The organism is Methylobacterium aerolatum, from assembly GCF_022179085.1.
GTDB classification, from domain to species: domain Bacteria; phylum Pseudomonadota; class Alphaproteobacteria; order Rhizobiales; family Beijerinckiaceae; genus Methylobacterium; species Methylobacterium aerolatum.
Genome location: NZ_BPQE01000020.1, coordinates 232,116 through 255,693, shown reverse-complemented (window position 1 = coordinate 255,693; position 23,578 = coordinate 232,116). Strand labels below are relative to the sequence as shown.

Sequence of the window (23,578 nt, the reverse complement as noted above, 5' to 3'; positions counted from 1 at the left end):
TCGCCGTGGCCGTCCTCGGCGTCGGCGCCGTCCTCGTCGCCTATCTCGGCGTGACGGGCTTCGGCGGGGACTTCATGGGCCTGCTCACCCCCGGCAACGACGCGAGCTTCACGGGCCGGACCCAGATCTGGGACTTCGCGGCGAGCGAAATCGCCCGCAGGCCCTGGACCGGCTACGGCTTCGGCTCCTTCTGGGACGTGGGCGAGGCCAACGACCCCCTCCTGCGGGCGCCGCCGGGATCGTGGCTCGCCACCCTGAAGGTCGGCGAGCGCGCGGACGTGGTGATCAACGAGGCGCATAACGGCTACCTCGACCTGCAATTGCAGGGCGGTCTTCCGGCCCTGGTCTTCGCCGTGGTGGCGCAGATCCTCACCGTACTCGCCTTGACCCGGAAGCTGTTCTCCCGCTCCCTCGGCCGCGCCGACGCGGTGGCAGCGGCGACCTTCCTCGTGATCGCCGTCCTCGTCCTCGTGCACAACAAGACCGAATCGAGCTTCTGGATGCGCGGCCAGGTCCTGGCCAACCTGACGATCCTGATCAGCCTCCTGGCCTTCCGCCGGGAGCCGCCGGGCGAGCGCATGGGAGAGGGATCATGACCATCCGCCGGATCGGCGGCTGGGTCGGGGCCGGGCTCGCCGACGCGGCGGGGCGTCTGGTGATCCTCTCCGCCACCACCGCCTTCCTCGCCCGAACGCTGACGCCGGGCGATTTCGGCGCCACGGCCCTGACGCTGAGCATCGTCACCGTGTTCTCCATGGCGGTGGGCACGCCCTACGAGGAGGCGCTGACGCAGGCGCGTGTCGTCCGCAGGAAGGATCTGGAGGCGGTCCTCGCGATCTCGCTGGCGGCGGCGCTCGCCTTCATCGGCCTGTGCATCCCGGTCGGGATCCTCCTCGACCACGCCTACGGCCGGGGCGACCTCGCGATCCTCCTGCCGGCGACGGGGCTGCTCCTGCTCGGTCAGGGGCCGATGACCATGGCGACGGCGGTCGCGAGGCGGCGGAAGTCCTTCTACGTCATCAACGCATCGAGCATCGTCGGGCACCTCGCCGGGGCGGCGGCGGCCATCGGGCTGGGGCTCGCCGGAGCCGGGATCTGGGCCCTGGTGGCGATGCGCGTCGTGCTGGTCTTCGTCAGCGCCGCGAGCCTCCTGTGGATGCTGCGGCTGGCCGTGCGGCCCCGCTGGTCCTGGCCGCACCTGAGCCGCCACAACCGTTTCGCGGGGCTGGTTCTCGCCTCGCGCCTTGTCGAGAACGGCACCTACGTCGTCTACAACACCCTGGTCGGCAGCCTCTTCGGGCTCACCGTGCTCGGCTACCTCAACATCGCCATGCGGCTGATCGAGCCTGTGCGCGGGGCCATCGTCGCGGTGACCCACAACCTGTGCTTCCCCCACTTCCGCGCCAACGCGGCGGCGCGGGGCAACACCGGCGAAGCGGCGGCCGAGGTGGCGGGCGAGACCTCCGCCCTCATCGCGCCGACCATGATGGGCATCGCCGCCGTCAGCCCGCTCCTCGTGCCCCTGCTCGCCGGGCCGGGCTGGGCCACGGCGGAGCCCATCGCGGCGGCGCTGGCGGCGGGCGGACTCCTGGCCCTGCCCTCCCAGGTTGTGCAGACCGCGCTCTCCGCGAGCGGGCGACCGCAGAACGTTCTGCTCTCCTATGTGGTTGGCCTGGTCGTGCTGACCCTCTCGCTCCTCGCCTCGACTCGTCTCGATCCCGCCGGCATCGGCCTCGCGCGCCTCGCCGGTGATTTCGCGCAGACCCTGACCACCGTCCTCATCAGCGGGCCGCTGATCGGGCTGGCGCCCTGGCCGCTGCTCCGCCGCCTCGCCGGGGTCTGGCTCGCGGCGGGCCTGATGGCGGTGGCGGTGGCGTGGCTCGGCATCCAGCTCGCGACGGCTTACGGGCCGCTGGCGGCGCTCGTCGTGGCCGTGCCGGCGGGCGTACTCCTGTACCTGCCGCTCCTGTTCCTGTTCGGGCGGGCGAACGCCCTCGCGCTGGTCGGACGGCTGCGACCGCTCCTCGGCCGCACGGCCCTGGCGGGGGCGCGATGAACCGGCCGGTCCTCGTCACCGGCGCGGGCGGGTTCATCGGCTCCGCCGTGGTGGCGCGGCTGGTCAAGGCCGGCCTGCCGGTGCGGGCGGGCCTGCGCCGCCTGCCGGAGGGCCCCTCCCCCGCCGCCGACCTCGTGGGCTGCGACCTCGACGATCCCACGAGCCTCGCCCTGGCCTGCGACGGCGCGGGCGCGATCGTCCATGCGGCCGGGCGGGCGGTGGCCGGCATGACGGCTCAGCTTCGCGCCCTCCTCGCGGCGGCCGACGGGGCGGGAATCGACCGGATCGTCTTCTTCAGTTCCGTCGCGGTCTACGGCCCGGCCGAGGGCAAGGTCGGCGAACCCGACACGCCGCCGGACATCGCCGCGCCGGACGATCCCTATTGCGCCGCCAAGCGGTCCTGCGAGGCGATGCTGCGGGCTTGGCTCATCGCACGCCCCGGGCGACGGGCGGTGATCCTACGACCGGGGATCGTCTATGGTCCGGGTAGCACCCTGTGGGTGGACCGGCCCCTCGCCGCCCTCGAAGCCGGCAGCCTCGGCGACCTCGGGGCGCGCGGCGACGGGATCGCCGCCCTGATCCACGTGGCGGACGTCGCGGAGGCGACCCGCTGCGCCCTCGCCGCCCTGTCCGGCCCCGGGCCGGGGCTCCTGGCCGCCAATCTCATCGGCCCCGAGACACCCCGCTGGAACGACTACTTCGCCCGCCTCGCCGCCGCCGCGGGCCTCCCGCCACCCCGGCCGCTGAAGCCCCGCCGGCTCGCCCTCCTGTGGGCGCTGTCGCTGCCCGCCAAGGCCCTCGCCCGCCTAAGACTGCCCGTGCCCCGGGCCCTGCGCCTCGTTCCGGCACCGGGGGAACTGCGCCTCTTCGCCCGCGCGGCCCGCTACGAGACCCACCGGGCCCGCGCCGAACTCGGCTTCCGCGCCACGACGCCCCTCGCCCAGGGACTGGCCGACAGTCTCCAGACCTGAAAGCTCCTCACGAACATCCCGGCCATCGGGTGTCCTCCCCTCCGGCCGCAACGGCGCAGCGGGAGTTTCGTGAGAGGCTCTAATTGCCTGGCGAACAAGCTCGGCCATCTGCCATATTTAGCGGGTTTCAGGAAGTTTTTACCGAAGCCTTTAACGCGCTCTACTGCTTTTCTGCCTCAAAATCCCTCCCAAAGAGGGATCGTGGTCCGCCTACTGCGCCGGGACGGGTGACGGGCGGGACGGTCGCTCTCGACCGTTCCGGACCGGCACATTTCCGTGCCGTCCCGCATCAGTCTGCGCCGCGAAGGGACGAAACCATGGCGACGATCGCCCACAGGACGAGCCTGCCCGCCGCCGTCGCCGGCCTACGCCCGACCCGTCCGGTCTTCCTCGATCTGCCCTTCGACCGCCTGAACCTCGAACAGACCCTGGCGGCCCTGCTCGCGGTGCCCGCCGGTGAGCGCTTCCGCTACCTCGTCACCCCGAACGTCGATCACATGCTGCGGATCACGCAGGATGCCGAGGTCGGCAAGCTCTATCGGGAGGCGTGGCTCTGCATCAACGACAGCCGCGTCCTTAACCTCCTCGCCCGCAGCCACGGGGTGGACCTCCCGGCTGTGCCGGGCTCGGATCTCGTGGCCGCGCTCCTCACCCACCCCTCCCTGGACAAGGCGTCGCCGATCCTGATCGTCGGCGGCGGCGAAACCCTGGTGGAGGAGGTCCGCGCCCGCACCGGACTGACCGACGTCTCGCAGATCTGCCCGCCCATGGGCCTGCGCCGGAACCCGGCCGCCCTCGCCGCAACGGTGGAGGCCATCGAGGCCGTCCTCGCCCGCTTCGTCATCCTCGCCGTCGGCTCGCCGCAGCAGGAGATGCTCGCCCATGCCCTCGCCCGGCGGGGCAAGGCCACGGGCGTCGGCCTCTGCATCGGCGCGGGTCTGGAGTTCCTGGTCGGCGCGCGGCGGCGCGCCCCCTCTTTCTTCCGGGCGACGAACCTCGAATGGCTGTTCCGCCTCGCCTGCGAGCCGAGGCGGCTCGGCCGCCGCTACCTCATGGACGGGCCACGCATCTTCCGCATCGTCTGGGAGCGCCGCCCCGCCCGGTGATGGACCGTCACCCTCACGCGGCCCGGTCGATCGCCTCGGCGACGATCCGGCGCCGCGCCGTGGGCGTGAGGGGAATCGTGGACTGGATCCCCAGCCCGTAGCGCCCGGCGCCGACCTGCGGGATCCCGCCGCCCTCGGCCTCGGACCAGACCGTCTCGCACAGGCTGAGCGCCGTCTCGGCATGGCCGGAGGCGGACAAACCGAGCACCCGGTCGCAATAGACGCCGTAGAGGACGTATTCGGAGAAGTCCCGCGTCGCGGCAAGCGCCTCGATGGGATCGCGGCCGGTGGTCTCGCCGATCCGCGCCAGGAGGCCGCGGACGTTGTCACGCCGCCAGGTAACGAACTGGTCGATGTAATCCGCACCATGATAGTTCGACGGCGGCAGGCCGAGGAGCGTCGAGGCCGCCCGGTGCCAGGGCGCGTGCATGGCGTCGTCCGCCGCGCCGGGGAACCGGGCGAGGCGCACCCGCCCGGCGGTCCCCAGAGCCTCGGCCGGCAGGGGCCGCACGAAGGCCGTGTCGCTGTCGAGATGCAGGATCGTTTCCGTCCCGGCCCCGGCGGCGGCGTTGAGCTTCATGATCTGCTGGGCGATCCAGCCGCGGACCGGCCGCCCCCTGAACGACAGGTAGACGTTCCGCCGGGGCAGGAAGAGGCGCCTGCGCCATTCCGGGCCTGGCAGCGGCACCTTGCGCAGCCAGCCGGGCAGCAACTCCTCCTGCGGGACGAGGGAGCGCCGCCCCCCGGCGAGGGGCCGGAACAGGGGCATGTCCGCCGCAGGCACGGCGAGGAGATGCGCCGCCCCGGCCGGGGCGAAGCGGTCGGCCGTCTCGCACAGCAGGCGGCAGCATTCGAGATCGCCCGAGAAGGACAGGGTGATCAGGGTCGGAGGCGTACCCATGCTTGATCCTTCCGGTCGTCGGTCACTGCGCCCAATCCATCGGCCGCATGGCGGCGACCGTCGAGGTCACCGGGGCCGGGACGGGAAAGCGGTCGGGATGCTGGAGCATCTCCGTCACCTCGGTGATGTGGACGGCGAGGTCCGCATCCATCCGGCCCGGCCGGCCCTCGCGGATCGCGTCGGCGAACTCGCGCACGCCGCGCATGAAATCCATGGTCGGCCTGCCCCGCCCGCCCCGGAAGGGCACCCGGCGCGCCGCCGGCATCACCTTGCCCCGGCGCCCCGGGAAGCGACGCTCCAGGAAGCGGTCGAGGCGGCCCGTCGCCGTGCGCTTCAGACGGACCGGTCCGGCGAAGTCCCAGGGCTCGTCCACCGAGAGCACGCCCCCGTCGCCGATCACCCGCAACCGGTGATCGTAGGGCGCGACGATGGAGTTCGTGACGCGGGCGAGGATGCCGCCGTCGAATTCGAGGAGGCCGCAGGAGAAGTCCGGCGCCGGATGCACCGGCACGTCGCATTCCTTGTCGGGGATCAACAGGGCGGAATGGGCCGTGACCCGGCGCACCGGGCCGAACATCGCGACCAGCAGCGTCAGGACGTAGCCCGCGTGTTCGAAGGTGCAGCCGGTCTCGAACTCGCCCTCCGCCGGCCAGCGGCGGCCGCTGCGGCTGATCCAGCGGCGGTAATCGGCCTTGTGGACCATCCCGTCGTCGAGTTCGGCGTAGATGAGCCTGACCCGGCCGACCGTGCCGGTCCGTACCGCCCGCCACAGGGTCTGCGCCTGCTCCCCGAGAACGTTGCTCGGCGCGGCGGCGAGGCGCAGCCCGGCCGCCTGAGCCGCCTCGCCCAGGGATTGCGCCTCCTGCAGGGTGAGGCCCAGCGGCTTCTCGCAATAGACGTGGATCCCCGCCGCGATGGCGGCCCGCGTCACCGCCGCATGATTCTCCGGGTCGGTGAGGTTCAGGACTATGCCGAGGCCCGGCTCCGCCAGGAGATCCGCCAGGGAGGCGTAGGCGTGGTCGCCCCAGGTGCGGGCGAAGGCGGCGAGACGATCGGGGTCGCGGTCGTAGACGCCGGTGAGGACGAGGCCGTCCCGGTGGAGATCGAGGCAATACCGGTACATGTCGGCGACGTAGCCGCAACCGACGATCGCTATACGCATCGGCACCCGTTCAGCCATGACGAACGCTTCGACGTGAAATGTATTTACCAATCTCCGATAAACCGGCCCGCCGGATAAGCGGCGATTTAACGATAATTGAAGTTGGCATATCTGCGAACTAGGACATTTCGTAACCCTCGCTGGACTATAGGGCTGCGGTTATTTATTGATGAACCCTGTCGCTTTTATCGGAGACGGAATGCCCCGGACCGAGCCTTCGACGGTGAGCGTGGTGATCCCGACGCTGAACCGGCACAGGGCCCTCGCGCGGGCGCTGTCGAGCGTCGTGGCGCAGAGCCTCCCGCCGGACCTCCGGGCCGAGGTGGTCGTCGTCGACAACTCCCTCGACGGCAACGCCCGCCCCGTGGTGGAGGCGGCCTCCGCCGGGTCGTCCCTGCCAATCCGCTACGTCGCCATGCCCCGGCCGGGAATCGCCACGGCACGCAACGCCGGCATCGCGGCGGCGTCCGGCGAATGGATAGCCTTCCTCGACGACGACGAGACCGGCGGACGGGACTGGCTCGCCGCCTTGGTCGGCATGGCCCGGCACGGGGGCTTCGACGCCGTGTTCGGCCCCGTCTCCGCCCGCGCCGAGGAGGGCGACGAGATCGGCGCCTTCGCCGACTATTTCGCCCGGGGTGTCGAAGCCTCCGACGGCGCCGACATCACGCGGTACTCTGCCTATCTCGGCACCAACAACTCGCTCTTCGCCGCCGCCCTTTGCCGGGTGCCGGGTGGCCCCTTCGAGGAACGGCTGAACAGCATCGGCGGAGAGGACAGCCTGTTCCTCCATCGGCTCGCCCGCGAGGGAAAGCGCTTCGGCTGGTCCGAGGCCGCCAAGGTCACCGAATGGGTGCCGCGGCGGCGCCTCGACTGGGCCTACGTCCGGCGGCGGCGATTCCTCAGCGGCCAGATCCGCACCTTCGTCCACGACATGTCGAGCCCGCGCAGCCGGACCTCGGTGGCCCGCTGGATGGTGGTCGGCGCGGCGCAGACCGTCATCTCCGGCACGCTCTCGCTCGTCCTGAAGCCCTTCAACCCGCCCGCCGCGCGCCACCACCGGATCGCGGCCTGCGGCGGCCTCGGCAAGGTGCTGTGGATGCCCCGCTTCCGGGGCTCGCTCTACGGGACCGGCCTCGTCTCGTGAGACCGGACCGGCGGTCCGTCCTCGGGGGGATCGGCGCCGCGCTCTCGGTCGCGCCGGCCCGCGCCGACGGGGTGGCGCGCGTGCGGATCCGCGACGCGGCACCGGGCTTCGCGGTGAGCCCGCTCATCTACGGATCTGGGGAAGTCGGCACCCTCGACGGCGGGCCACCCTCGGCCACGCTCGACAGGGCCGCCGGAGTGACCCTGCGGCGGTTCGGCGGCAACTTCGCGACCACCTACAATTGGGTCACCAACGCCTGCAACGCCGGCAAGGACTGGCAGCACGCCAACGGCGACTTCTTCGCCGACATGATCGGTCTTCCGCCCGCCGCGCGGAATCGTCCGGCGGCGGCGATCACGGCGACTCACCGCGCCGCGCTGGCCATGGGCGCGGGCAGCATCGTCGCCCTGCCGCTGGCCGGCTACGTGGCGGCGGACAAGGGAGGCCCGGTCCCGCCGGGCGAGGCCGCGCCGTCCCCCCGCTTCGTGCCCGTCTCCTGGGCTGGGCGGCGCGGAGCGGGTGAGCCCGTCGAAACCGATGTCGCCAACATCCCCCATTGCCTCGCGACCCTCGTGGCGCGCTTCGGTCCCGCGACGGGCGAAAGCGGGATCCGGGGTTACATCCTCGACAACGAGCCCGGCCTGTGGGCGACCCAGCACCCGCGGATCGTCCCATCCCCGGTGAGGATCGCCGACCTGCTGGCCCGCTCCATCGCGGCCGCCAGCGCCATCAAGCGGATCGACCCCACGGCCTGGGTGATCGGCCCGGCGAGTTGGGGCGTCACCGGCATGGTCAGCCTCCAGAACGCGCCGGATTGGGCCGAGTACCGGCGCTACGGCAGCGTCCTCGCGGCCTACCTCGCCGCCTTCCGCGACGCCTCGGAGCGGGAGGGCCTTCGCCTCCTCGATGCCCTGGACGTCCACTGGTACCCGTTCAGCGCAGCCGGCACCCTCTACCGCACGGAGGATCCGGCGCTGGCGGCTGCCCTCCTCGACGCGCCCCGCTCCCTCACCGAGCCGGGCTTCCGCGAGCGGAGCTGGGTCTCGGATGCCCTGCCCGTGTCGGATTCGGGCGGCCTCTCCCTGCCGTTGCTGCCCAGCCTGGAACGGCTGGCGCGGGATCATTATCCGGGCACGCGGATCGCCGTCACCGAGTACAATTACGGCGGACCCGGCCAACTCGCCTCCGGCCTCGCCCTGGCCGACGCCCTCGCCCGCCTCGCCCGGCCGGAGATGCTGCTGGCCGCCCATTGGGGCGCCCTCGACGGCTGGCTCGGCACGGCCTTCCGGCTCTACCGGAACTACGACGGCCAGGGCGGGCGCTTCCCCGATCACGGCCTGCCGGTGGAGGTGTCCAGGCCGGAGGGCCTGACGGCCCGCGCGGGCCGCGACGGGAACCGCCTCCACGTGGTGCTCATCAATCGCTCGACGGCGCCGCAGGCCATCGATGTGACCCTCGACCAGCCGCTGCCGCCCTCGACGCTGACCCGCTACGGCTTCGACGCCCACCACCGGGAGGTGGCCGCCATGGGCGCGCCGGAGCGCGTCTCGGGACCGACGCTTCGCCTCACGCTGCCCGCCCGCTCGGCCCAGCACGGGGTCGTGGCGCCGATCTGACATCCGCGCCGTCATTGCGGCACCGTTTCCGCCCTTGCGAACGCAGCGAAGCAATCCGGGGATACGCCACGGTCGGACAGCGTCCCAACGCCCCCGTAGCTCTTTGCTGCACTCGCAAGGAAGACAGAACGACCAGCACCTGGAGAGCGCCGTTGTGCGCAACCCCGACTCCGTCTACACAGGGCGGGTGACGGTGCCCCGCAAGGGGTGAAAAGGGAACGCGGTGAGGGACCACCCGAACCCGCGGCTGCCCCCGCAACTGTAAGCGGCGAGCGCCCGCCAGCAGCCACCGGAGCGATCCGGGAAGGCGGCGGGCGCGCCGAGCCGCGAGCCAGGAGACCTGCCGTCATCCCGTGACTTCGCGACGCCGCCGGTGGGGCGGCTGGAGACCAATCATGACGACCACGACCTCCTCCCTCGCCCCCGTCGCCGTCCGCGCCAACGAGCGCCTGATGGCGGCTGCGCTGGCGGCCTTCCTCGGCCTCGGGCTGATCTTCATGGCGGGCTTCTCGCCGGCCATCGCGTTCCACAACGCGGCGCACGATTTCCGGCACGCCCAGAACTTCCCCTGCCACTGACGCCCACGCGCCAGGCATGATTCTCCGGCTTCTGTCGGCGGCGCTCGCCGCCGGCTTCCTCGCGGCCATCGTCGCCACGGGGCTCGAGCTCTCGTTGACCTCGCCGCTGATCGTCGCGGCCGAGCGTTACGAGACGCCGGCCCCCGGCCAAGCGGCGCAAGGCACGACCCGCGCCCTGCCGATCGTCCTCGCCCATTCCGGCCACGACCATGCCGCCCCCGACGCCGCGCCGGATTGGCAGCCGGCGCCGGGCTTCCAGCGCATGGCCTTCACCGGGCTGGCCACCCTCGTCGGCGGCGTCGGCTGGGCGCTGATCCTCGGTGCGGTGCTCATCGCCCTCGGGCGGGAGCCGACGCTGCAGACCGGCCTCGCCTTCGCGCTGGCCGGCTTCGCCAGCGTGTCCCTCGCCCCGGCACTCGGCCTGCCGCCGGAATTGCCGGGACAGGAGGCGGCGCCGATCCTCGCCCGGCAGGCATGGTGGGTGATGACCGCCGCGGGGACCGCGATGGGCCTGTACCTCATCGGCGTCCGGCGCTCGCTGATCGCGATCCTCGGCGGCCTCGTGCTGATCGTCGCGCCGCACGTGGTGGGCGCGCCGCCTCCGCCGGACACCACCTCCGCCGTGCCGGCCGCCCTCGCGGCGCAGTTCGCCGCCCGGTCGCTGGCGGTGTCGGCGGTGTTCTGGACGATGATCGGCCTCGGTTTCGGCTGGGCGTGGCAGAGCTTCGGCTCCGCGGGGCGCCGCCATGCCTGAGACCGGGACCACCCTCTACGTCTGCACCACCTGCAAGCGGGAGGGCGACGACCCCGAGGGGCCGCGCGCCGGCGCGCGCCTCCATGCCGAACTCGTTCGCCAAGCCGGACAGCGGGCCGAGGGCCTGCGCGTCGAGCCGGTGGAGTGCCTCTCGGTGTGCAAGCGGCCCTGCACGGTCGCCGTCGCATCGCCCGGCCGCTGGACCTACGTCTACGGTGACCTCGACCCGGAGGCCGCCGCGACCACCATCCTCGACGGCCTCATGGCCTATGACGGCACCCCGGACGGCATCGTGCCCTGGCGGGAGCGCCCGAAGGAATTCCGCACGGGCGTGATCGCCCGCATCCCGCCCTTTCCCCCGCTTTCCCCTTTGCCCGAGGCCGCGCAATGACCATCGTCGCGAAGATCCCCTGCACGATCGTCACCGGCTTCCTCGGTGCCGGCAAGACGACCCTCGTCCGCCACGTCGTGGAGAACGCCAAGGGCCGCAAGCTCGCGATCCTGGTGAACGAGTTCGGCGATGTCGGCTTCGATCGGTCGTTCCTGGCCGCGTGCGGCGTCGAGGGCTGCACGGAGGAGTCCATCGTGGAGCTGCCGAACGGCTGCATCTGCTGCACCGTGGCGGACGACTTCGTGCCGGCCCTGGAGACCCTGCTGTCCCGCGCCGAGCCGCCGGAGCACATCCTGATCGAGACTTCGGGCCTCGCCTTGCCGAAGCCCCTTGTCCAGGCGTTCCAGTGGCCGGCGATCCGCTCGCGCGTCACAGTCGATGGCGTCGTCGCGGTGGTGGATGGCCCCGCCGTCGCCACCGGCGCCTTCGCCGAGGACCCTGAGGCGCTCGCCGCCCAGCGCGCAGCGGACACGAGCGTCGATCACGACAACCCGCTGGAAGAAGTCTTCGAGGACCAGCTCCTCTGCGCCGACCTCGTGGTGCTGAACAAGGTCGACCTGATGGACGAGGCTGGCCTCGCCAAGGTGCGCGCCGAAGTGCAGGGCCACCTGCCCCGGGCGGTGAAGGTGGTGGAGACGTCGAACGGCGCCATCGACCCCCGCGTGCTGCTCGGCCTCGGCGCGGCGGCCGAGGACGACCTCGCCAACCGCCCCTCGCACCACGGCGAGGGCGAGGATCACGACCACGACGACTTCGAGACGGTGGCGCTCCCCGTCCGCCCGGCCGTGACGGCGGGCGACCTCGCCGCCCGCGTCGAGAAGGCGGCCGAGACCGAGGGCGTGCTGCGGATCAAGGGCTTCGTCGAGGTCGAGGGCAAGCCCATGCGCCTCGTGGTGCAGGGGGTCGGCCGCCGGGTGTCCCACCATTTCGACCGGCCGTGGCGCGCGGGCGAGGCCCGTGACGGCCGCCTCGTGGTGATCGGCCTCAAGGGCTTCGACCAGTCCGCCGTGGCCAAGGCTCTGGCGGGATGAGCGCGGCGCCGGACCGGCCGCACGCCTTGCCGCGCGCCGGCTGAGGGAGGCGCGCCATGCACCTCCTGCGTGTCGATTCGGTCTCCCTCGACGAGGGCGAGGCGGCGGTCGACCTCGGCCAGGAGCCGGGCGACCTCGTGATCCTGTCCTTCACCGACAGCGACCTCGCGGGGCTGGCCCGCGTCCACGCAGCCGAGCCGGGCCTGCCCTCGCTGCGGCTCGCCAAGCTCGCCAAGCTGCGCCACCCCCTCTCCGTCGATCTCTACGTGGACAAGGTCGTCGCCCGCGCCCGCGCGGTGGTGATCCGCTGCCTCGGCGGGCTCGATTACTGGCGCTACGGTGTCGAGCGCTGCGCCGAGGCGGCGCGGGCGCATGGCGTCGTCCTCGCCGTGCTGCCCGGCGACGACCGGCCGGACCCGCGCCTGACCGCCTTCTGCACCGACCCCGCCCTCGCCGCCGACCTCGACGGCTATTTCCGCGCGGGCGGGCCGGAGAATCTGGCGCGGATGCTGCGCCGCCTCGCCGCGCGGATCGGCGACGGCGGCCCGGTGGAGCCGGCGGTGCCGCTTCCGAGGGGTTTCGCGTGGTGCCCCGGCTGTGGCCCGGTGGCGACGGATGTCGCCCTGGCGGCGGGACAGAGTGCGTTGCCCTTCGCACCTGCTCGCCATCCCCCCTCTGCGGGGGAGGGTGGCCCCCGAAGGAGGTCGGGAGAGGGGAACGACGGGGCCGGAAAAGTCACGGCCGGTGCCACATCCTGCACCGTCGCTCCCCTCTCCCCCCCTGCTGCGCAGGGTACCCTCCCCCGCAGAGGGGGCAGGGACAGCGCGGCGCCTCCCGTCGCCCTCGTCCTCGTCTACCGCTCTGCCGTGCTCGGCGGCGACACCGCCCCCTTCGAAGCCCTGGCGCTGGCCCTGCGCGATCGCGGCATCGGCACGCTGACGCTGGCCGTGTCGAGCCTGAAGGACCCGGAGGCCGTGGCCGCCGTGGAGGCGGCGCTGGCCGCCCGGCGGCCTGATATCGTGATCGCCGCCACGGCCTTCTCCGCACGGGACGACGCCGGCTTCATCCTCGACCGGGCCGGTTGCCCGGTGCTGCAGGCCCTGACGGTCGGCGCCCCGCGGGATGCCTGGGAGGCGTCGGCCCGCGGGCTCGGCGCCTCCGACCTCGCCATGCAGATCGCCCTGCCGGAATTCGATGGGCGGCTGTCCGGCTTCCCCATCGCCTTCAAGGAGGAAGCCCCCGAGGTGGCGGGCTTCTCCGAGCGGCGCCTCGTGCCCTTCGCCGAGGGAATCGCGGCGCTGGCCGAGCGCGCAAGCGGCTGGCTGCGTCTCGCCGCCCTGCCGCCGGGCGAGCGGCGGGTGGCGGTGGTGCTGTCCGACTATCCGGCCCGCGGCGGCCGGGCGGGCTTTGCGGTCGGGCTCGATACGCCGGAAAGCGCCCGCGCCGTCTTCGCCGACCTCGCGGGGGCGGGCTACCCCGCTGCGCCGCTGCCGGACGACGTGATGCGCCCGCTGACGGAGGGCGAGCCCAACTTCGCCGTACCGCTCGCGGATTATGGGGCTTGGCTCGGCAGCTTGCCGGAAGAGGCGCGCATGGCGCTTCACGACGCCTGGGGAGCGCCGGAGGACGACCCGGCCTGCCGTGACGGGGCGTTCCGGTTCCGCATGGCGGGCGGCCCAGTCCACCCCCGTCCTGGCGAGCAGAACGAAGCAAGCCAGGGCAGCGACACGCTCGCAAGCGACGGCGCCTCCCCTGATGGCTTCGCTCGTACGCGCCACGACGGTGCGGGCGACGGCGGCGCCTGTGCCCTCTTCCTCCAGCCCGACCGGGGCCGGGATGCCGACAGGAAGGCAGGCTACCACGACCCCGACCGGGTGCCGACGCACGCCTACCTCGCCTTCCACCTCGGCCTGCGACGGCACTTCGACGTGCTGGCGCAGCTCGGCACCCACGGCACCACCGAGTGGCTGCCGGGCAAGGCGGTGGCCCTCTCGCCCGCCTGTTGGCCCGCGCTCTGCGTCGGATCCCTGCCGGTGGTCTACCCGTTCATCGTGGACGATCCGGGCGAAGCCGCGCCGCTCAAGCGACGCCTCGGCGGCGTGGCCCTCGGCCACCTGACCCCGACCGTCGCCAGGGCGGGTCTCCCGCCGGAAACGGCCCGATTGCGCGAGCTCGTCGAAGAGTATTCCGCCGCCACGGTGCTCGATCCCCGCCGGGCGACGCTGCTCGCCGCGGCCATCCTGGAGGAGGCTGAGGGCCATGGGCTCCTCGCGGGCGCGGGCATCGCCCCCGGCGCGCCGATGGAGGAGGCCCTCACCGCCCTCGATGCCCATCTCTGCGACATCGGGGAGACCGCCTTTCGCGATGGGCTCCACGTCTTCGGCCGGGCGCCCGAGGACGCGCCCGAGGCCGTCCGCGCCAGCGCCGAGGGTGAGCGCGCCGGACTGCTCGCGGCGCTGAGCGGGCGCTTCGTGCCCCCCGGCCCGGCCGGCTCGCCCTCGCGCGGGCGCCTCGACGTGATGCCCACGGGCCGCAACCTCACCACCCTCGACCCCCGCGCCATCCCAAGCCGCGCCGCCGCCCTCCTCGGCGAGAAGGCCGCCTCGGCGGTGGTGACACGCTACCTGCAGGACGAGGGCGCCTATCCGGCCCGGATCGTCATGGACCTGTGGGCGTCGCCCACGCTCCGCACCGGCGGCGAGGACGTGGCCCATGCGCTGGCGCTGATGGGCGTCCGGCCCGTCTGGGACCATGCCAGCACCCGCGTCACCGGGTTCGAGGTGCTGCCGCTGGCGAGCCTCGACCGGCCGAGGGTGGACGTGACGGTGCGCGTCTCCGGCGCCTTCCGCGATACCTTCCCCGACACGCTGGCGCTGCTCGACCGGGCCGTCCGGGCGGTCGCCGCCCGCGACGAGGACGAGGAGGACAACCCGCTCGCCGCCGCCGCCCGCCGGGGCGAGGCCGCCGCCCGCGTCTACGGCGCGGCGCCCGGCCGCTTCGGTGCGGGCGCGGCCTCCCTGGCCCTCGACGGGGAGTGGGAGGGCCGGGACGATCTCGGCCGCGCCTACCTCGCCGCGAGCGGCTATGCCTACGGCGACCGGGAGGGACCGGATGCGGGCTTCGGCCAGCGCGTCGCCGAGGCGGATGCCTATGCCCACGCCTTCGACGTGGCCGAGCGTGACCTGTTCGACGGCGATGCCGCCGTCGACGCCATGGGCGGGTTCAGTGCCGCAGCGACGCTGACGGGGGCCAGACCGGCCCTCTACAGCCTGGACGTCTCGGAACCCGAGCGCCCGAAGGCCCGCACCGCCGCCGAGGATGCGGCCCGGCTGATCCGGGGGCGCCTCGCCGACCGCCGCTGGATCGCGGGCCAGCTCCGCCACGGCTATCGCGGCGCGCAGGAGCTGGCCCAGGGACTCGACGCCGTGTTCGTGCTGGCTGCCGGGAGCGATGCCGTCACCGATGCGGGGTTCGAGGCGCTCTATTCCGCTTGGATCGCCGACCCGGAGGTGTTCGAGCGCCTGCGCGCCGTCAACCCCGCCGCCACCCGGGCGATCCTCGACCGGTTCGACGAGGCCCGCGACCGGGGCCTCTGGACCAGCCGCCGCAACGCACTCCCCGCCGACGCGATGATGGGCGAGGCGGCCGAATGAGCCCGCGCCCCCTCGCCGATACCGCCCGCCGGGGCATTTCCGATAACACCCGCCGGGGCGGGGCCGATACTGCCCGCCGGGGCCTGCCCGATGCCGCCCGCCGGGGCTGGTGCCCCGGCCTCGCCCGCCCCATGCCGACCGGCGACGGGCTCCTGGCCCGCATCCATCCGCCGCTCGGCGTCCTGACCCTGGCCCAGGCCCGCACCGTGGCCGAGGGTGCCCGGCGCCACGGCAACGGCCATCTCGATCTGACCGCGCGGGCCAACCTCCAGATCCGGGGCGTCACCGAGGCGACCGCCGCGCCGCTCGCCGCCCTGCTCGGCGACGTCGGGCTGGGTGACACCCGCGCCGACGGCGGCCCGCAGCGCCTGACGCTCACGAGTCCCCTCGCCGGGCGCGACCCGTCCGAGATCCTCGATGTCCCCGCCCTGGCCCGCGCCATCGAGGCGGCGGGGCGGGCGGTGCCCGGCCTGCCGGCGAAGACGCTCGTGGCCGTCGGGTGTGCGCTGGAGGAGGCCGATTGGTCGGTCGTGCCGACAGCGGCGGAGAGGGTCGCGATCGTGCCCGCCTCCGGTGCGATTCCGGCGGCGGAGTGTGCGGCCTCCGAGGCTCCGGCCTTCCTGGCGTTCCACCTCACCGCCTTCATCCGCACCGGCCGACGGCGGATGCGGGATGTGACGGCCGAGGAATGGGCAGATGCGCTCGCCGCGTCCCTCCCTCCCCCCCCTGCTGCGCAGGGTACCCTCCCCCCCAGGAGGGGGAGGGAGCTGGCTGCGCCCTCGCCCGGCCTGAGCCTGCACCACGCCCTGCCCGTCCTCGCCCTCGATGCTCCCTTCGGCCGCTGCACCGTGGCGGCCTTCGAAAGGTTGATCGCCGTCGCGGAGACGATCGGCGCGCCCGACATCCGCCTGTCGCCGACACGGGGCGCGATTCTGCTGCCCGGCCGCCCCGAGCGGGTGGACCTCGCCGCCCTGGCGGCGGATTTCATCGTCGCGGCCGACGATCCCCGCCGGGCGGTGGCGGCCTGCACGGGCGCGCCCGCCTGCGCCTCCGGAAGCACCCCGACGCTCGCGGATGCGGAGCGTGTTGCGGCCCTGTTCCGGCCCTTCGCGGAGGCGGGCCTGTCGGCCCACGTCTCCGGCTGCGCCAAGGGTTGTGCCAAGCCCGCTCCGGCGGACCTGACCCTGGTCGGCCGCGACGGCGCCTACGCCGTCATCGTCGGTGGGACGACCACCGATCCCTCGGACCTGCAACTCCCTATCGAGGCCGCTTTAGAGCGGTTAGGAAGGGCGGCAAGTGTCGGGCTCGCCGCTGCCTTCATGCAGCCGGACGCCGACCTGGGGAGGAACCGGAGACCGGCATGAGCGCCAGCCCTACCGCCATGCGCCGCGAGCATTCGCACCCCGAGGAATCGCGCTACGATTACGTCCGTGACGGCGGCGCGATCTACGCGAAATCCTTCGCGATCATCCGCGCCGAGGCCGACCTCACCCGTTGGTCCGGCGCGGCGGAGCGGTGCGTGGTGCGCATGATCCACGCCTGCGGCATGACCGATCTGCCCCGCGACGTGGAGATGTCGGACGACTTCGCCGAGACCGGGGCCGCCGCGCTGAAGGCGGGCGCGCCGATCCTGTGCGACGCCCACATGGTGGCCGACGGCGTCACCCGCGCCCGGCTTCCGGCCGAGAACCGCGTGATCTGCACCCTGCGCGATCCCCGCGTGCCGGATCTCGCCAAGGCGATGGGCACCACCCGCTCGGCGGCGGCGATGGAACTGTGGCGCGAGCACCTGCCGGGCAGCGTCGTCGCGGTCGGCAACGCGCCGACCTCCCTGTTCCGGTTGCTCGAATTGCTGGACGAGGGCGTCGCGCCGCCCGCCGCGATCATCGGCATCCCAGTGGGGTTCGTGGGGGCGGCGGAATCCAAGGAGGCGCTGGCGCGCGACGGGCGGGTGCCCTTCGTCGTCGTCCACGGGCGCCGGGGCGGCAGCGCCATGACGGCGGCGGCCGTCAACGCGCTGGCCAGCGAGGTCGAGTGATGGACGGTCTCATGCCCTTCGAGGGCGACACGGAAGAATTGCCCCGCGCGGCCAGGACCGGCACCCTGTTCGGGGTCGGCATGGGACCCGGCGACCCGGACCTGCTGACCGTGAAGGCCCGGCGCGTGCTGGAGCGAGCGCCGGTGCTGGTGCATTTCTGCAAGCAGGGCAAGCGCGGCAACGCCCGGGGCATCGCCGACGCGATCCTGCGCGACCCCTCCCGCGAGATGGCGCTGGCCTACCCCTACACCACCGAGTTGCACCCGGAGCACCCGGATTACGTTTCGGCGCTGGCCGCCTTCTACGACGAGGCGTCAGACAAGCTCGCCGACCACCTCGACGCCGGCCGCGACGTGGCGATCCTGTCGGAGGGCGATCCCTTCTTCTACGGCTCATTCATGCACCTGTGGCGGCGGCTGAAGGACCGGTTCCCGGTGGACGTCATTCCCGGCGTCACCGGCATGTCCGGCTGCTGGACCCGGGCCGGCACGCCGATCACCTGGGGCGACGACGTGCTTACCGTCCTCCCCGCGACCCTGCCTCTCAGCACCCTCACCGAGCGCCTGAAGGGCACCGACGCTGCCGTGGTGATGAAGCTCGGGCGGCACCTGCCGAAGGTCCGCGCCGCGCTGACCGAGGCGGGGCTTCTGGCCCGCGCCGTCTATGTCGAGCGCGGCACCATGGCGGGCGAGCGGGTGATCCCGCTGGAGGCCAAGGCCGACGACGAGGCGCCCTACTTTTCGATGGTCCTCGTGCCCGGCGAGGGCCGGCGCCCGTGAGCGGCCGCGTCACGGTGGTGGGTCTCGGCCCCGGCGATCCGTCGCTGCTGACCGAGTCCGCCCGGCGCGCCCTCGACGGGGCCACGGACTTGATCGGCTATTTTCCCTACGTCGCCCGCGTGCCCGAGCGCGAGGGCTTGGTCCGCCACGCCAGCGACAACCGCGTCGAGGTGGACCGCGCCCGGCACGCCCTCTCCCTCGCGGCGCAGGGGCGTAGCGTCGCCGTGGTGTCGGGGGGCGATCCCGGCGTGTTCGCTATGGCAGCGGCCGTGTTCGAGGCGGTGGAGCAGGGCGAGCCCGGCTGGCGCGACCTCGCCATCACCGTCGAGCCCGGCATCACCGCGATGCTCGCCGCCGCCGCCCGCCTCGGCGCGCCCCTCGGCGGGGACTTCTGCGCCATGTCGCTGTCCGACAACCTCAAGCCCTGGGAGGTGGTGACCGCCCGGCTGGAGGCGGTGCTGCGGGCGGATTTCGTGATCGCCCTGTACAACCCGATCTCCTCCGCCCGGCCCTGGCAGCTCGGCGCGGCCCTCGATCTCGCCGCCGGTATCCGCCCAGCCGAAACGCCGGTGATGTTCGCCCGCGCCATCAGCCGCCCGGACGAGGCGATCCGCGTGGCGACGCTGAGCGAGGCCGACTCGGCCATGGCCGACATGGCCACCGTCGTCATCCTCGGTGCCACGACCACGCGGCTGATCCCCCGCGAGGGCAAGCCGCCCTTCGTCTACACGCTGCGCAGCGTGAAGGGGGTGGCGTGAGCGTACCACCGTCATTGCGAGCGTCGGCGAAGCAATCCAGGGCGGCGCCGTGCTTGGCGACGGCCCGCTGCCCTGGATTGCTCCGTTTCACTCGCAAGGACGGCCGTGGCCGTGGGAAGCGCGCGCCCTCATTCCCCGATCCGCAGCCACGCCAGCGCGCCCGCGGCGTCCGGCACGCTGGGGACCTCCGGCTTGGCGGGACGGCGGACCATCACCACCGGCAGGCCGAGATGGCGCGCAGCCAGGATCTTGCCGAAGGTCGCCGCGCCGCCCGCGTTCTTGCTCACCACGGTCTCGATCCCCGCCTCGCGCATCAGCGCCGCCTCTGCCTCCGCGTCGAAGGGGCCTCGGGCCTCGATGGTGCGCAGGCGCGGCACCGGCAGCGTGTCGCCGATGGGCTCGATGCTGCGCACCACGTAGGCGTGCTGCGGAGCCGCCGCGAAGGCCGCCACCTCCTGGCGGCCGATGGTGAGGAACACCCGGCGCGGCCGCTCGCCCAGGGCTTCGGCCGCCGCCGCCATGTCGGCGACCTCGGTCCAACGGTCGCCCGGTTCGGCAACCCAAGCCGGGCGGCGGATGGCGAGCAGAGACACGCCGACGCGCCGCGCGGCCTCGGCCGCGTTGGCGGAGATGCGCGCGGCGAAGGGATGGGTCGCGTCGATCAGCCGGTCGATCCGCTCCTCCGTCAGGAAGCGGGCCAGACCGTCCACGCCGCCGAAGCCGCCGACCCGCACCGGCACGGGCGGCGCGACCGGCGCGCGGGTGCGCCCGGCGAGGGACAGGATCACGGCGAATCGCTCCTCGCGCGCGAGGAGACTCGCGAGGGCGGTGGCCTCCGTGGTTCCGCCGAGGACCAGAAGTCGCTTTCCGTGTTCGGACATGGCCGCCTTGTCTGCCTCTGACGCCCCCGAGTCGAGCGCGCGCTGGCTGACCATCGTCGGGATCGGCGAGGATGGCCGCACGGGACTTTCCCCGGCCGCCGCCGCCGCCCTCGACGGAGCGGAGGTGGTCTATGGCGGGCGCCGCCACCTCGCGCTCGCGGCGCCCTTCGCCGCCGAGGCCCGGCCGTGGCCAAGCCCGATCCACGACGCCTACCCCGGCATCCTCGCCCGGCGCGGTCGCCCGACCTGCCTGCTCGCCACGGGCGACCCGTTCCACTACGGCATCGGCGCCGAGATCGCCCGCCTGGTGCCGGCTGCCGAGATCGCGGCGTACCCGCAGCCCTCGGCCTTCAGCCTCGCCTGCGCGCGGCTCGGCTGGCCGCTCGCCGAATGCGGACTCGTGACCCTGCACGGGCGGGCGCTGGAGCGGATCGTCCCGCACCTTCGCCCCGGGGCGCGGCTGCTGGTCCTGTCCTGGGATGGATCGACCGCCGCCGCCTTGGCGGCCCTGCTCACCCTGAAGGGGTTCGGCCAGACCCGGATCACCGTGCTGGAGGCGATGGGCGGCCCCCGCGAGCGCATCCGCGCGACCGAGGCCGCCGCCTTCGCCCTCGACGGCATCGATCCCCTGAACACCCTCGCCCTCGCGGTGGAGGGAGAGGCCGAGGGCCTGCCCCTGGCCCCCGGCCTCGACGACGGGCTGTTCGAGAATGACGGGCAGCTCACCAAGGCGGAGATCCGCGCCGTGACCCTCTCGGCCCTTCGCCCGCGGCCCGGCCTGCACCTCTGGGATATCGGCGGCGGGGCGGGCTCGGTCTCGATCGAGTGGATGCTGCGCGGCCCCTCCCTTCGGGCGACGGCGATCGAGGCGCGGCCCGACCGGGCGGAGCGCATCCGCCGGAACGCCTCGTCTTTCGGCGTGCCAGACCTCGCGGTGGTGACAGGCCCCGCTCCCGACGCCCTGGCCGGCCTCCCCGCCCCCGACGCCGTGTTCGTCGGCGGGGGCGTCTCCGAGCCCGGCCTGCTCGATGCGGCGAGGCTCGCCCTGCGCCCCTCCGGTCGGCTGGTCGCCAACGCGGTGACCCTCGAAGGCGAGGCCGTCCTGCTCGCGTCGTACGCGGCCCATGGCGGCGTCCTCCGCCGTCTCGCCATCGCCCGCGCCGGGGCGGTCGGCGGCCTTCACGGCTGGCGGTCGGCGATGCCGGTGACGCAATGGGTGTGGTCGAAGCCGTGACGGCCCCGGCCTGGCCGCTCATCGCCGGAATCGGCTTTCGCCGCAGCGCGACCGCCCCGGAGATCGAAGGGCTGATCCGGCACGCCCTGGCCGAGGCCGGTTCCGCGCCGGGGGCCCTGCGGATGATCGCGACGGCCGAAGATCGGGCGGAGGACCCCGCCCTCGTCGCGGCGGCGGCAACCTTCGGCCTCGTCCCCACGGGCATCGCACCGCTTCACCTCGCCGCCTGCGACGGGCGCGTGCGAACCCGCTCGGCCCGCATCGAAGCCCTGCGCGGCGTCGGCTGCCTGTGCGAGGCGGCGGCCCTCGCCGGCGCGGGGCCGGGCGGGACCCTCGCCGTCCCGCGAGTTTCGGGGGGCAGCGTCACCTGCGCGCTGGCTTTCGGCGGCGAAACCCGCGAGAGCATCGGCGCATGACGGTCCATTTCATCGGCGCCGGTCCCGGCGCGGCCGACCTGATCACGGTGCGCGGGCGCGACCGCCTCGCCGCCTGCCCGGTCTGCCTCTATGCAGGCTCCATCGTGGCGCCCGAGATTCTCTCGTGGTGCCCCGAGGGCGCGCGGATCGTCGACACCGCACCCCTTTCCCTCGATGCGATCATGGCCGAGATCGAGGCCGCCGACGCGGCGGGCCACGACGTGGCCCGTCTGCATTCCGGCGACCTCTCGATCTGGAGCGCGCTGGCCGAACAGCTGCGCCGCCTCGAGCGGCTCGGGATCCCCTACACCCTGACCCCCGGCGTGCCGGCCTTCGCGGCGGCGGCGGCGGCGCTTAAGCGCGAACTTACTGTCCCGGGCCTCGCGCAATCCGTCGTGCTGACCCGCACTTCCGGCCGGGCCAGCGCGATGCCCGAGCGGGAGCGCCTGTCGGCCTTCGCCGCGACCGGTGCCACCCTGGCGGTGCATCTCTCGATCCATGTGATCGAGCAGGTTGCGCGGGAATTACTGCCTTTCTACGGGCCCGAGTGCCCCGCGGCCGTGGTGTTTCGCGCCTCCTGGCCGGATGAAACCGTCATTTGCTCGCGCCTCGACCGGATTGCACAACTTGCCGTCGATGCACGACTGGAAAGAACCGCGCTTATTTTCGTCGGCCCTGCCCTCGACGCCGCTCAATTTCGCGAGAGCGCTCTCTACGCACCCGATTACGACCGCCGCTTCCGCCCCGGAGGCGCGGTGGGCCAGGCCGGCGGAGGGGAAGCGTGAGCGCGCCCGGGCTCCTGATCGCCGCGCCACGCTCCGGATCCGGCAAGACCACGGTGACGCTGGCCGTGATGCGCGCTCTCTGGCGCCGGGGCCTGCGTGTCCGGGGCGCGAAATGCGGGCCGGACTACATCGACCCGGCCTTCCATCGCGCCGCCACGGGTGAACCGAGCCTCAACCTTGACAGCTTCGCCATGGCGCCGCCCCTCCTCGACGGCTTGGCCTGCGCCGCGGCCCGCGAGGCGCAGATCGTGATCGCGGAGGGGTCGATGGGCCTCTTCGACGGCGTCCGCGCGGCGCCGGAACGCACCGGCGCCAACGCCGACATCGCAGCCCGCTACCGCTGGCCGGTGGTGCTGGTGGTGGACGTCTCGGGCGCCGCGCAATCGGCGGCCGCCGTGGCGCTGGGGTGCCGCGCCTACGATCCGCGCCTGATTATCGCGGGGGTCATCCTCAACAAGGTCGCCAGCGCCCGGCACCGACGCCTCGTGGAGGCGGGGATGGAGCGGGCGGGAATCCCGATCCTCGGCGCACTGTCACGGGACGCGAACCTCGTCCTCCCGGAACGGCATCTCGGGTTGGTCCAAGCCGGAGAGACCGCTGATCTTGAGGCCCGCCTGGAACGCTTGGCCGACCTCGCCGAGGGTGGAATCGACCTCGATGCGCTGGTGGCCACGGCGGGCGGGCACATTCCTGAGGTCGCCGCGACACAGGCCCTCGTGCCCCCCGGCCAGCGGATCGCCATCGCGCAGGACGCCGCCTTCAGCTTTCTCTACCCGCATATGGAGATCGGCTGGCGCGCCGCCGGGGCGGAATTGCGACCCTTCTCACCCCTGGCGGACGAGGCGCCCCCGGCCGATTGCGATGCCTGCTGGCTTCCGGGCGGCTATCCGGAGCTTCATGCGGGGCCGCTGGCCGCCGCGGGCCGCTTCCTCGGTGGGGTGAGGGACTTCGCGCGGACCCGGCCGGTCCATGGCGAGTGCGGCGGATACATGGTCCTCGGCCAGTCCATCGAGGATGCCGAAGGGGTGGCCCACCCGATGCTGGGGCTGCTGCCGGTGGCGACCTCCTATCGCCGCCGCAAGCTGCATCTCGGCTACCGCGTCGCGCGGCTGCTGGAGCAGGGTGTGCTGGGCCGCCGGGGTGCATGCCTCGTCGGTCACGAATTTCACTATGCCAGCGAGTTGTCGCCGCCGCCGGATGCGGGAAACGCCTTCGCCGCCATCACGGACGCGGAGGGAACCGATCTCGGCATGGCCGGGCATCGCGTGGGCCATGTCACGGGGAGCTTCTTCCACCTGATTTCGGCCGAGCCCTGACGGGG

The 23,578-nt window shown here is 73.3% G+C and carries 22 protein-coding genes and 1 riboswitch; of the genes, 19 read left to right on the top strand and 3 right to left on the bottom strand.

Annotated elements, in window-relative coordinates; all coding sequences use genetic code 11:
• From MFF06_RS14655 to MFF06_RS14640, 4 genes are all read left to right on the top strand, one after another.
• On the top strand, nt 1-596 hold a 596-nt coding region (locus MFF06_RS14655), incomplete at its 5' end, for an O-antigen ligase family protein (RefSeq protein ID WP_238205104.1).
• Entirely contained in the window at nt 593-2,056 is a 1,464-nt protein-coding gene (locus MFF06_RS14650; RefSeq protein WP_238205102.1) for an oligosaccharide flippase family protein, read from the top strand. The genes MFF06_RS14655 and MFF06_RS14650, both read left to right, overlap by 4 nt.
• Complete coding sequence (locus MFF06_RS14645) at nt 2,053-3,027, top strand: NAD-dependent epimerase/dehydratase family protein (protein ID WP_238205100.1); 975 nt, start codon at nt 2,053-2,055, stop codon at nt 3,025-3,027. Before MFF06_RS14650 ends, MFF06_RS14645 begins: the two co-directional genes overlap by 4 nt.
• 317 nt (nt 3,028-3,344) lie before the next feature.
• Entirely contained in the window at nt 3,345-4,133 is a 789-nt protein-coding gene (locus MFF06_RS14640; protein ID WP_238205098.1) for a WecB/TagA/CpsF family glycosyltransferase, read from the top strand.
• Nucleotides 4,134-4,146: 13 nt separating this feature from the next.
• Here MFF06_RS14640 and MFF06_RS14635 read toward each other — a convergent pair whose 3' ends face one another.
• A complete protein-coding gene (locus MFF06_RS14635) occupies nt 4,147-5,034 on the bottom strand; it encodes a DUF6492 family protein (protein WP_238205096.1) in 888 nt (295 codons plus the stop codon).
• Between the two features lie 22 nt (nt 5,035-5,056).
• The gene (locus tag MFF06_RS14630; protein WP_238205094.1) at nt 5,057-6,196 is read right to left on the bottom strand and encodes a Gfo/Idh/MocA family protein; all 1,140 of its coding nucleotides are present in this window, start codon (nt 6,194-6,196) and stop codon (nt 5,057-5,059) included.
• A 199-nt stretch (nt 6,197-6,395) separates the two neighbouring features.
• Here MFF06_RS14630 and MFF06_RS14625 point away from each other — a divergent pair, with 199 nt between their 5' ends.
• The 11 genes from MFF06_RS14625 to cobJ all read left to right on the top strand — a co-directional run bounded on the left by MFF06_RS14625 (nt 6,396) and on the right by cobJ (nt 18,941).
• Nucleotides 6,396-7,343, top strand: a complete 948-nt coding sequence (locus MFF06_RS14625; protein WP_238205093.1) for a glycosyltransferase family 2 protein — start codon at nt 6,396-6,398, stop codon at nt 7,341-7,343.
• Entirely contained in the window at nt 7,340-8,959 is a 1,620-nt protein-coding gene (locus MFF06_RS14620) for a glycoside hydrolase family 44 protein (RefSeq protein WP_238205091.1), read from the top strand. The genes MFF06_RS14625 and MFF06_RS14620 overlap by 4 nt, the downstream gene beginning before the upstream one ends.
• Nucleotides 8,960-9,133: 174 nt before the next feature.
• A riboswitch (cobalamin riboswitch) is annotated at nt 9,134-9,321 on the top strand.
• 33 nt (nt 9,322-9,354) lie between these two features.
• Nucleotides 9,355-9,537, top strand: a complete 183-nt coding sequence (locus MFF06_RS14615; RefSeq protein ID WP_238205089.1) for a CbtB domain-containing protein — start codon at nt 9,355-9,357, stop codon at nt 9,535-9,537.
• Nucleotides 9,538-9,553: 16 nt separating this feature from the next.
• The gene (locus MFF06_RS14610; protein ID WP_238205086.1) at nt 9,554-10,291 is read left to right on the top strand and encodes a CbtA family protein; all 738 of its coding nucleotides are present in this window, start codon (nt 9,554-9,556) and stop codon (nt 10,289-10,291) included.
• The gene (locus MFF06_RS14605; RefSeq protein WP_238205084.1) at nt 10,284-10,682 is read left to right on the top strand and encodes a DUF1636 domain-containing protein; all 399 of its coding nucleotides are present in this window, start codon (nt 10,284-10,286) and stop codon (nt 10,680-10,682) included. The genes MFF06_RS14610 and MFF06_RS14605 overlap by 8 nt, the downstream gene beginning before the upstream one ends.
• The gene (gene cobW, locus MFF06_RS14600) at nt 10,679-11,713 is read left to right on the top strand and encodes a cobalamin biosynthesis protein CobW (protein WP_238205082.1); all 1,035 of its coding nucleotides are present in this window, start codon (nt 10,679-10,681) and stop codon (nt 11,711-11,713) included. The genes MFF06_RS14605 and cobW overlap by 4 nt, the downstream gene beginning before the upstream one ends.
• Before the next feature lie 56 nt (nt 11,714-11,769).
• The gene (cobN, locus tag MFF06_RS14595) at nt 11,770-15,366 is read left to right on the top strand and encodes a cobaltochelatase subunit CobN (protein ID WP_238205080.1); all 3,597 of its coding nucleotides are present in this window, start codon (nt 11,770-11,772) and stop codon (nt 15,364-15,366) included.
• Nucleotides 15,363-16,730: a ferredoxin-like domain-containing protein gene (locus MFF06_RS14590; RefSeq protein ID WP_238205075.1), complete on the top strand. Its 1,368-nt coding sequence runs from the start codon at nt 15,363-15,365 to the stop codon at nt 16,728-16,730. The genes cobN and MFF06_RS14590 overlap by 4 nt, the downstream gene beginning before the upstream one ends.
• Complete coding sequence (locus MFF06_RS14585) at nt 16,727-17,404, top strand: precorrin-8X methylmutase (RefSeq protein ID WP_238205074.1); 678 nt, start codon at nt 16,727-16,729, stop codon at nt 17,402-17,404. The genes MFF06_RS14590 and MFF06_RS14585 overlap by 4 nt, the downstream gene beginning before the upstream one ends.
• Entirely contained in the window at nt 17,404-18,183 is a 780-nt protein-coding gene (locus MFF06_RS14580; RefSeq protein WP_238205072.1) for a precorrin-2 C(20)-methyltransferase, read from the top strand. Before MFF06_RS14585 ends, MFF06_RS14580 begins: the two co-directional genes overlap by 1 nt.
• On the top strand, nt 18,180-18,941 hold the full coding sequence (gene cobJ / locus MFF06_RS14575) for a precorrin-3B C(17)-methyltransferase (protein ID WP_238205070.1): 762 nt from the start codon (nt 18,180-18,182) through the stop codon (nt 18,939-18,941). Before MFF06_RS14580 ends, cobJ begins: the two co-directional genes overlap by 4 nt.
• A gap of 128 nt (nt 18,942-19,069) precedes the next feature.
• Here cobJ and MFF06_RS14570 read toward each other — a convergent pair whose 3' ends face one another.
• Complete coding sequence (locus tag MFF06_RS14570; protein ID WP_238205068.1) at nt 19,070-19,822, bottom strand: cobalt-precorrin-6A reductase; 753 nt, start codon at nt 19,820-19,822, stop codon at nt 19,070-19,072.
• 7 nt (nt 19,823-19,829) lie between these two features.
• Here MFF06_RS14570 and cbiE point away from each other — a divergent pair, with 7 nt between their 5' ends.
• Genes cbiE through MFF06_RS14550 form a run of 4 tightly spaced genes read left to right on the top strand, consistent with a single transcriptional unit; the run spans nt 19,830 to nt 23,573 of the window.
• Nucleotides 19,830-21,056, top strand: a complete 1,227-nt coding sequence (cbiE, locus tag MFF06_RS14565; RefSeq protein WP_238205066.1) for a precorrin-6y C5,15-methyltransferase (decarboxylating) subunit CbiE — start codon at nt 19,830-19,832, stop codon at nt 21,054-21,056.
• Nucleotides 21,035-21,472 (top strand): cobalamin biosynthesis protein, encoded by a 438-nt coding sequence (locus tag MFF06_RS14560; protein ID WP_238205064.1) that lies wholly within the window; start codon nt 21,035-21,037, stop codon nt 21,470-21,472. The genes cbiE and MFF06_RS14560 overlap by 22 nt, the downstream gene beginning before the upstream one ends.
• Entirely contained in the window at nt 21,469-22,257 is a 789-nt protein-coding gene (gene cobM / locus MFF06_RS14555) for a precorrin-4 C(11)-methyltransferase (RefSeq protein ID WP_238205062.1), read from the top strand. The genes MFF06_RS14560 and cobM overlap by 4 nt, the downstream gene beginning before the upstream one ends.
• Nucleotides 22,254-23,573: a cobyrinic acid a,c-diamide synthase CobB gene (locus MFF06_RS14550; protein WP_238205060.1), complete on the top strand. Its 1,320-nt coding sequence runs from the start codon at nt 22,254-22,256 to the stop codon at nt 23,571-23,573. Before cobM ends, MFF06_RS14550 begins: the two co-directional genes overlap by 4 nt.
• Nucleotides 23,574-23,578 lie beyond the last annotated feature (5 nt).

Bases quoted from the DNA above. Each gene is read 5' to 3' on its own strand.
- MFF06_RS14650 (WP_238205102.1), top strand. From the start codon at position 593: ATGACCATCCGCCGGATCGGCGGCTGGGTCGGGGCCGGGCTCGCCGAC.
- MFF06_RS14645 (WP_238205100.1), top strand. From the start codon at position 2,053: ATGAACCGGCCGGTCCTCGTCACCGGCGCGGGCGGGTTCATCGGCTCC.
- MFF06_RS14640 (WP_238205098.1), top strand. From the start codon at position 3,345: ATGGCGACGATCGCCCACAGGACGAGCCTGCCCGCCGCCGTCGCCGGC.
- MFF06_RS14635 (WP_238205096.1), bottom strand. From the start codon at position 5,034: ATGGGTACGCCTCCGACCCTGATCACCCTGTCCTTCTCGGGCGATCTC.
- MFF06_RS14630 (WP_238205094.1), bottom strand. From the start codon at position 6,196: ATGCGTATAGCGATCGTCGGTTGCGGCTACGTCGCCGACATGTACCGG.
- MFF06_RS14625 (WP_238205093.1), top strand. From the start codon at position 6,396: ATGCCCCGGACCGAGCCTTCGACGGTGAGCGTGGTGATCCCGACGCTG.
- MFF06_RS14615 (WP_238205089.1), top strand. From the start codon at position 9,355: ATGACGACCACGACCTCCTCCCTCGCCCCCGTCGCCGTCCGCGCCAAC.
- MFF06_RS14610 (WP_238205086.1), top strand. From the start codon at position 9,554: ATGATTCTCCGGCTTCTGTCGGCGGCGCTCGCCGCCGGCTTCCTCGCG.
- MFF06_RS14605 (WP_238205084.1), top strand. From the start codon at position 10,284: ATGCCTGAGACCGGGACCACCCTCTACGTCTGCACCACCTGCAAGCGG.
- cobW (WP_238205082.1), top strand. From the start codon at position 10,679: ATGACCATCGTCGCGAAGATCCCCTGCACGATCGTCACCGGCTTCCTC.
- cobN (WP_238205080.1), top strand. From the start codon at position 11,770: ATGCACCTCCTGCGTGTCGATTCGGTCTCCCTCGACGAGGGCGAGGCG.
- MFF06_RS14590 (WP_238205075.1), top strand. From the start codon at position 15,363: ATGAGCCCGCGCCCCCTCGCCGATACCGCCCGCCGGGGCATTTCCGAT.
- MFF06_RS14585 (WP_238205074.1), top strand. From the start codon at position 16,727: ATGAGCGCCAGCCCTACCGCCATGCGCCGCGAGCATTCGCACCCCGAG.
- MFF06_RS14580 (WP_238205072.1), top strand. From the start codon at position 17,404: ATGGACGGTCTCATGCCCTTCGAGGGCGACACGGAAGAATTGCCCCGC.
- MFF06_RS14570 (WP_238205068.1), bottom strand. From the start codon at position 19,822: ATGTCCGAACACGGAAAGCGACTTCTGGTCCTCGGCGGAACCACGGAG.
- MFF06_RS14560 (WP_238205064.1), top strand. From the start codon at position 21,035: ATGGGTGTGGTCGAAGCCGTGACGGCCCCGGCCTGGCCGCTCATCGCC.
- cobM (WP_238205062.1), top strand. From the start codon at position 21,469: ATGACGGTCCATTTCATCGGCGCCGGTCCCGGCGCGGCCGACCTGATC.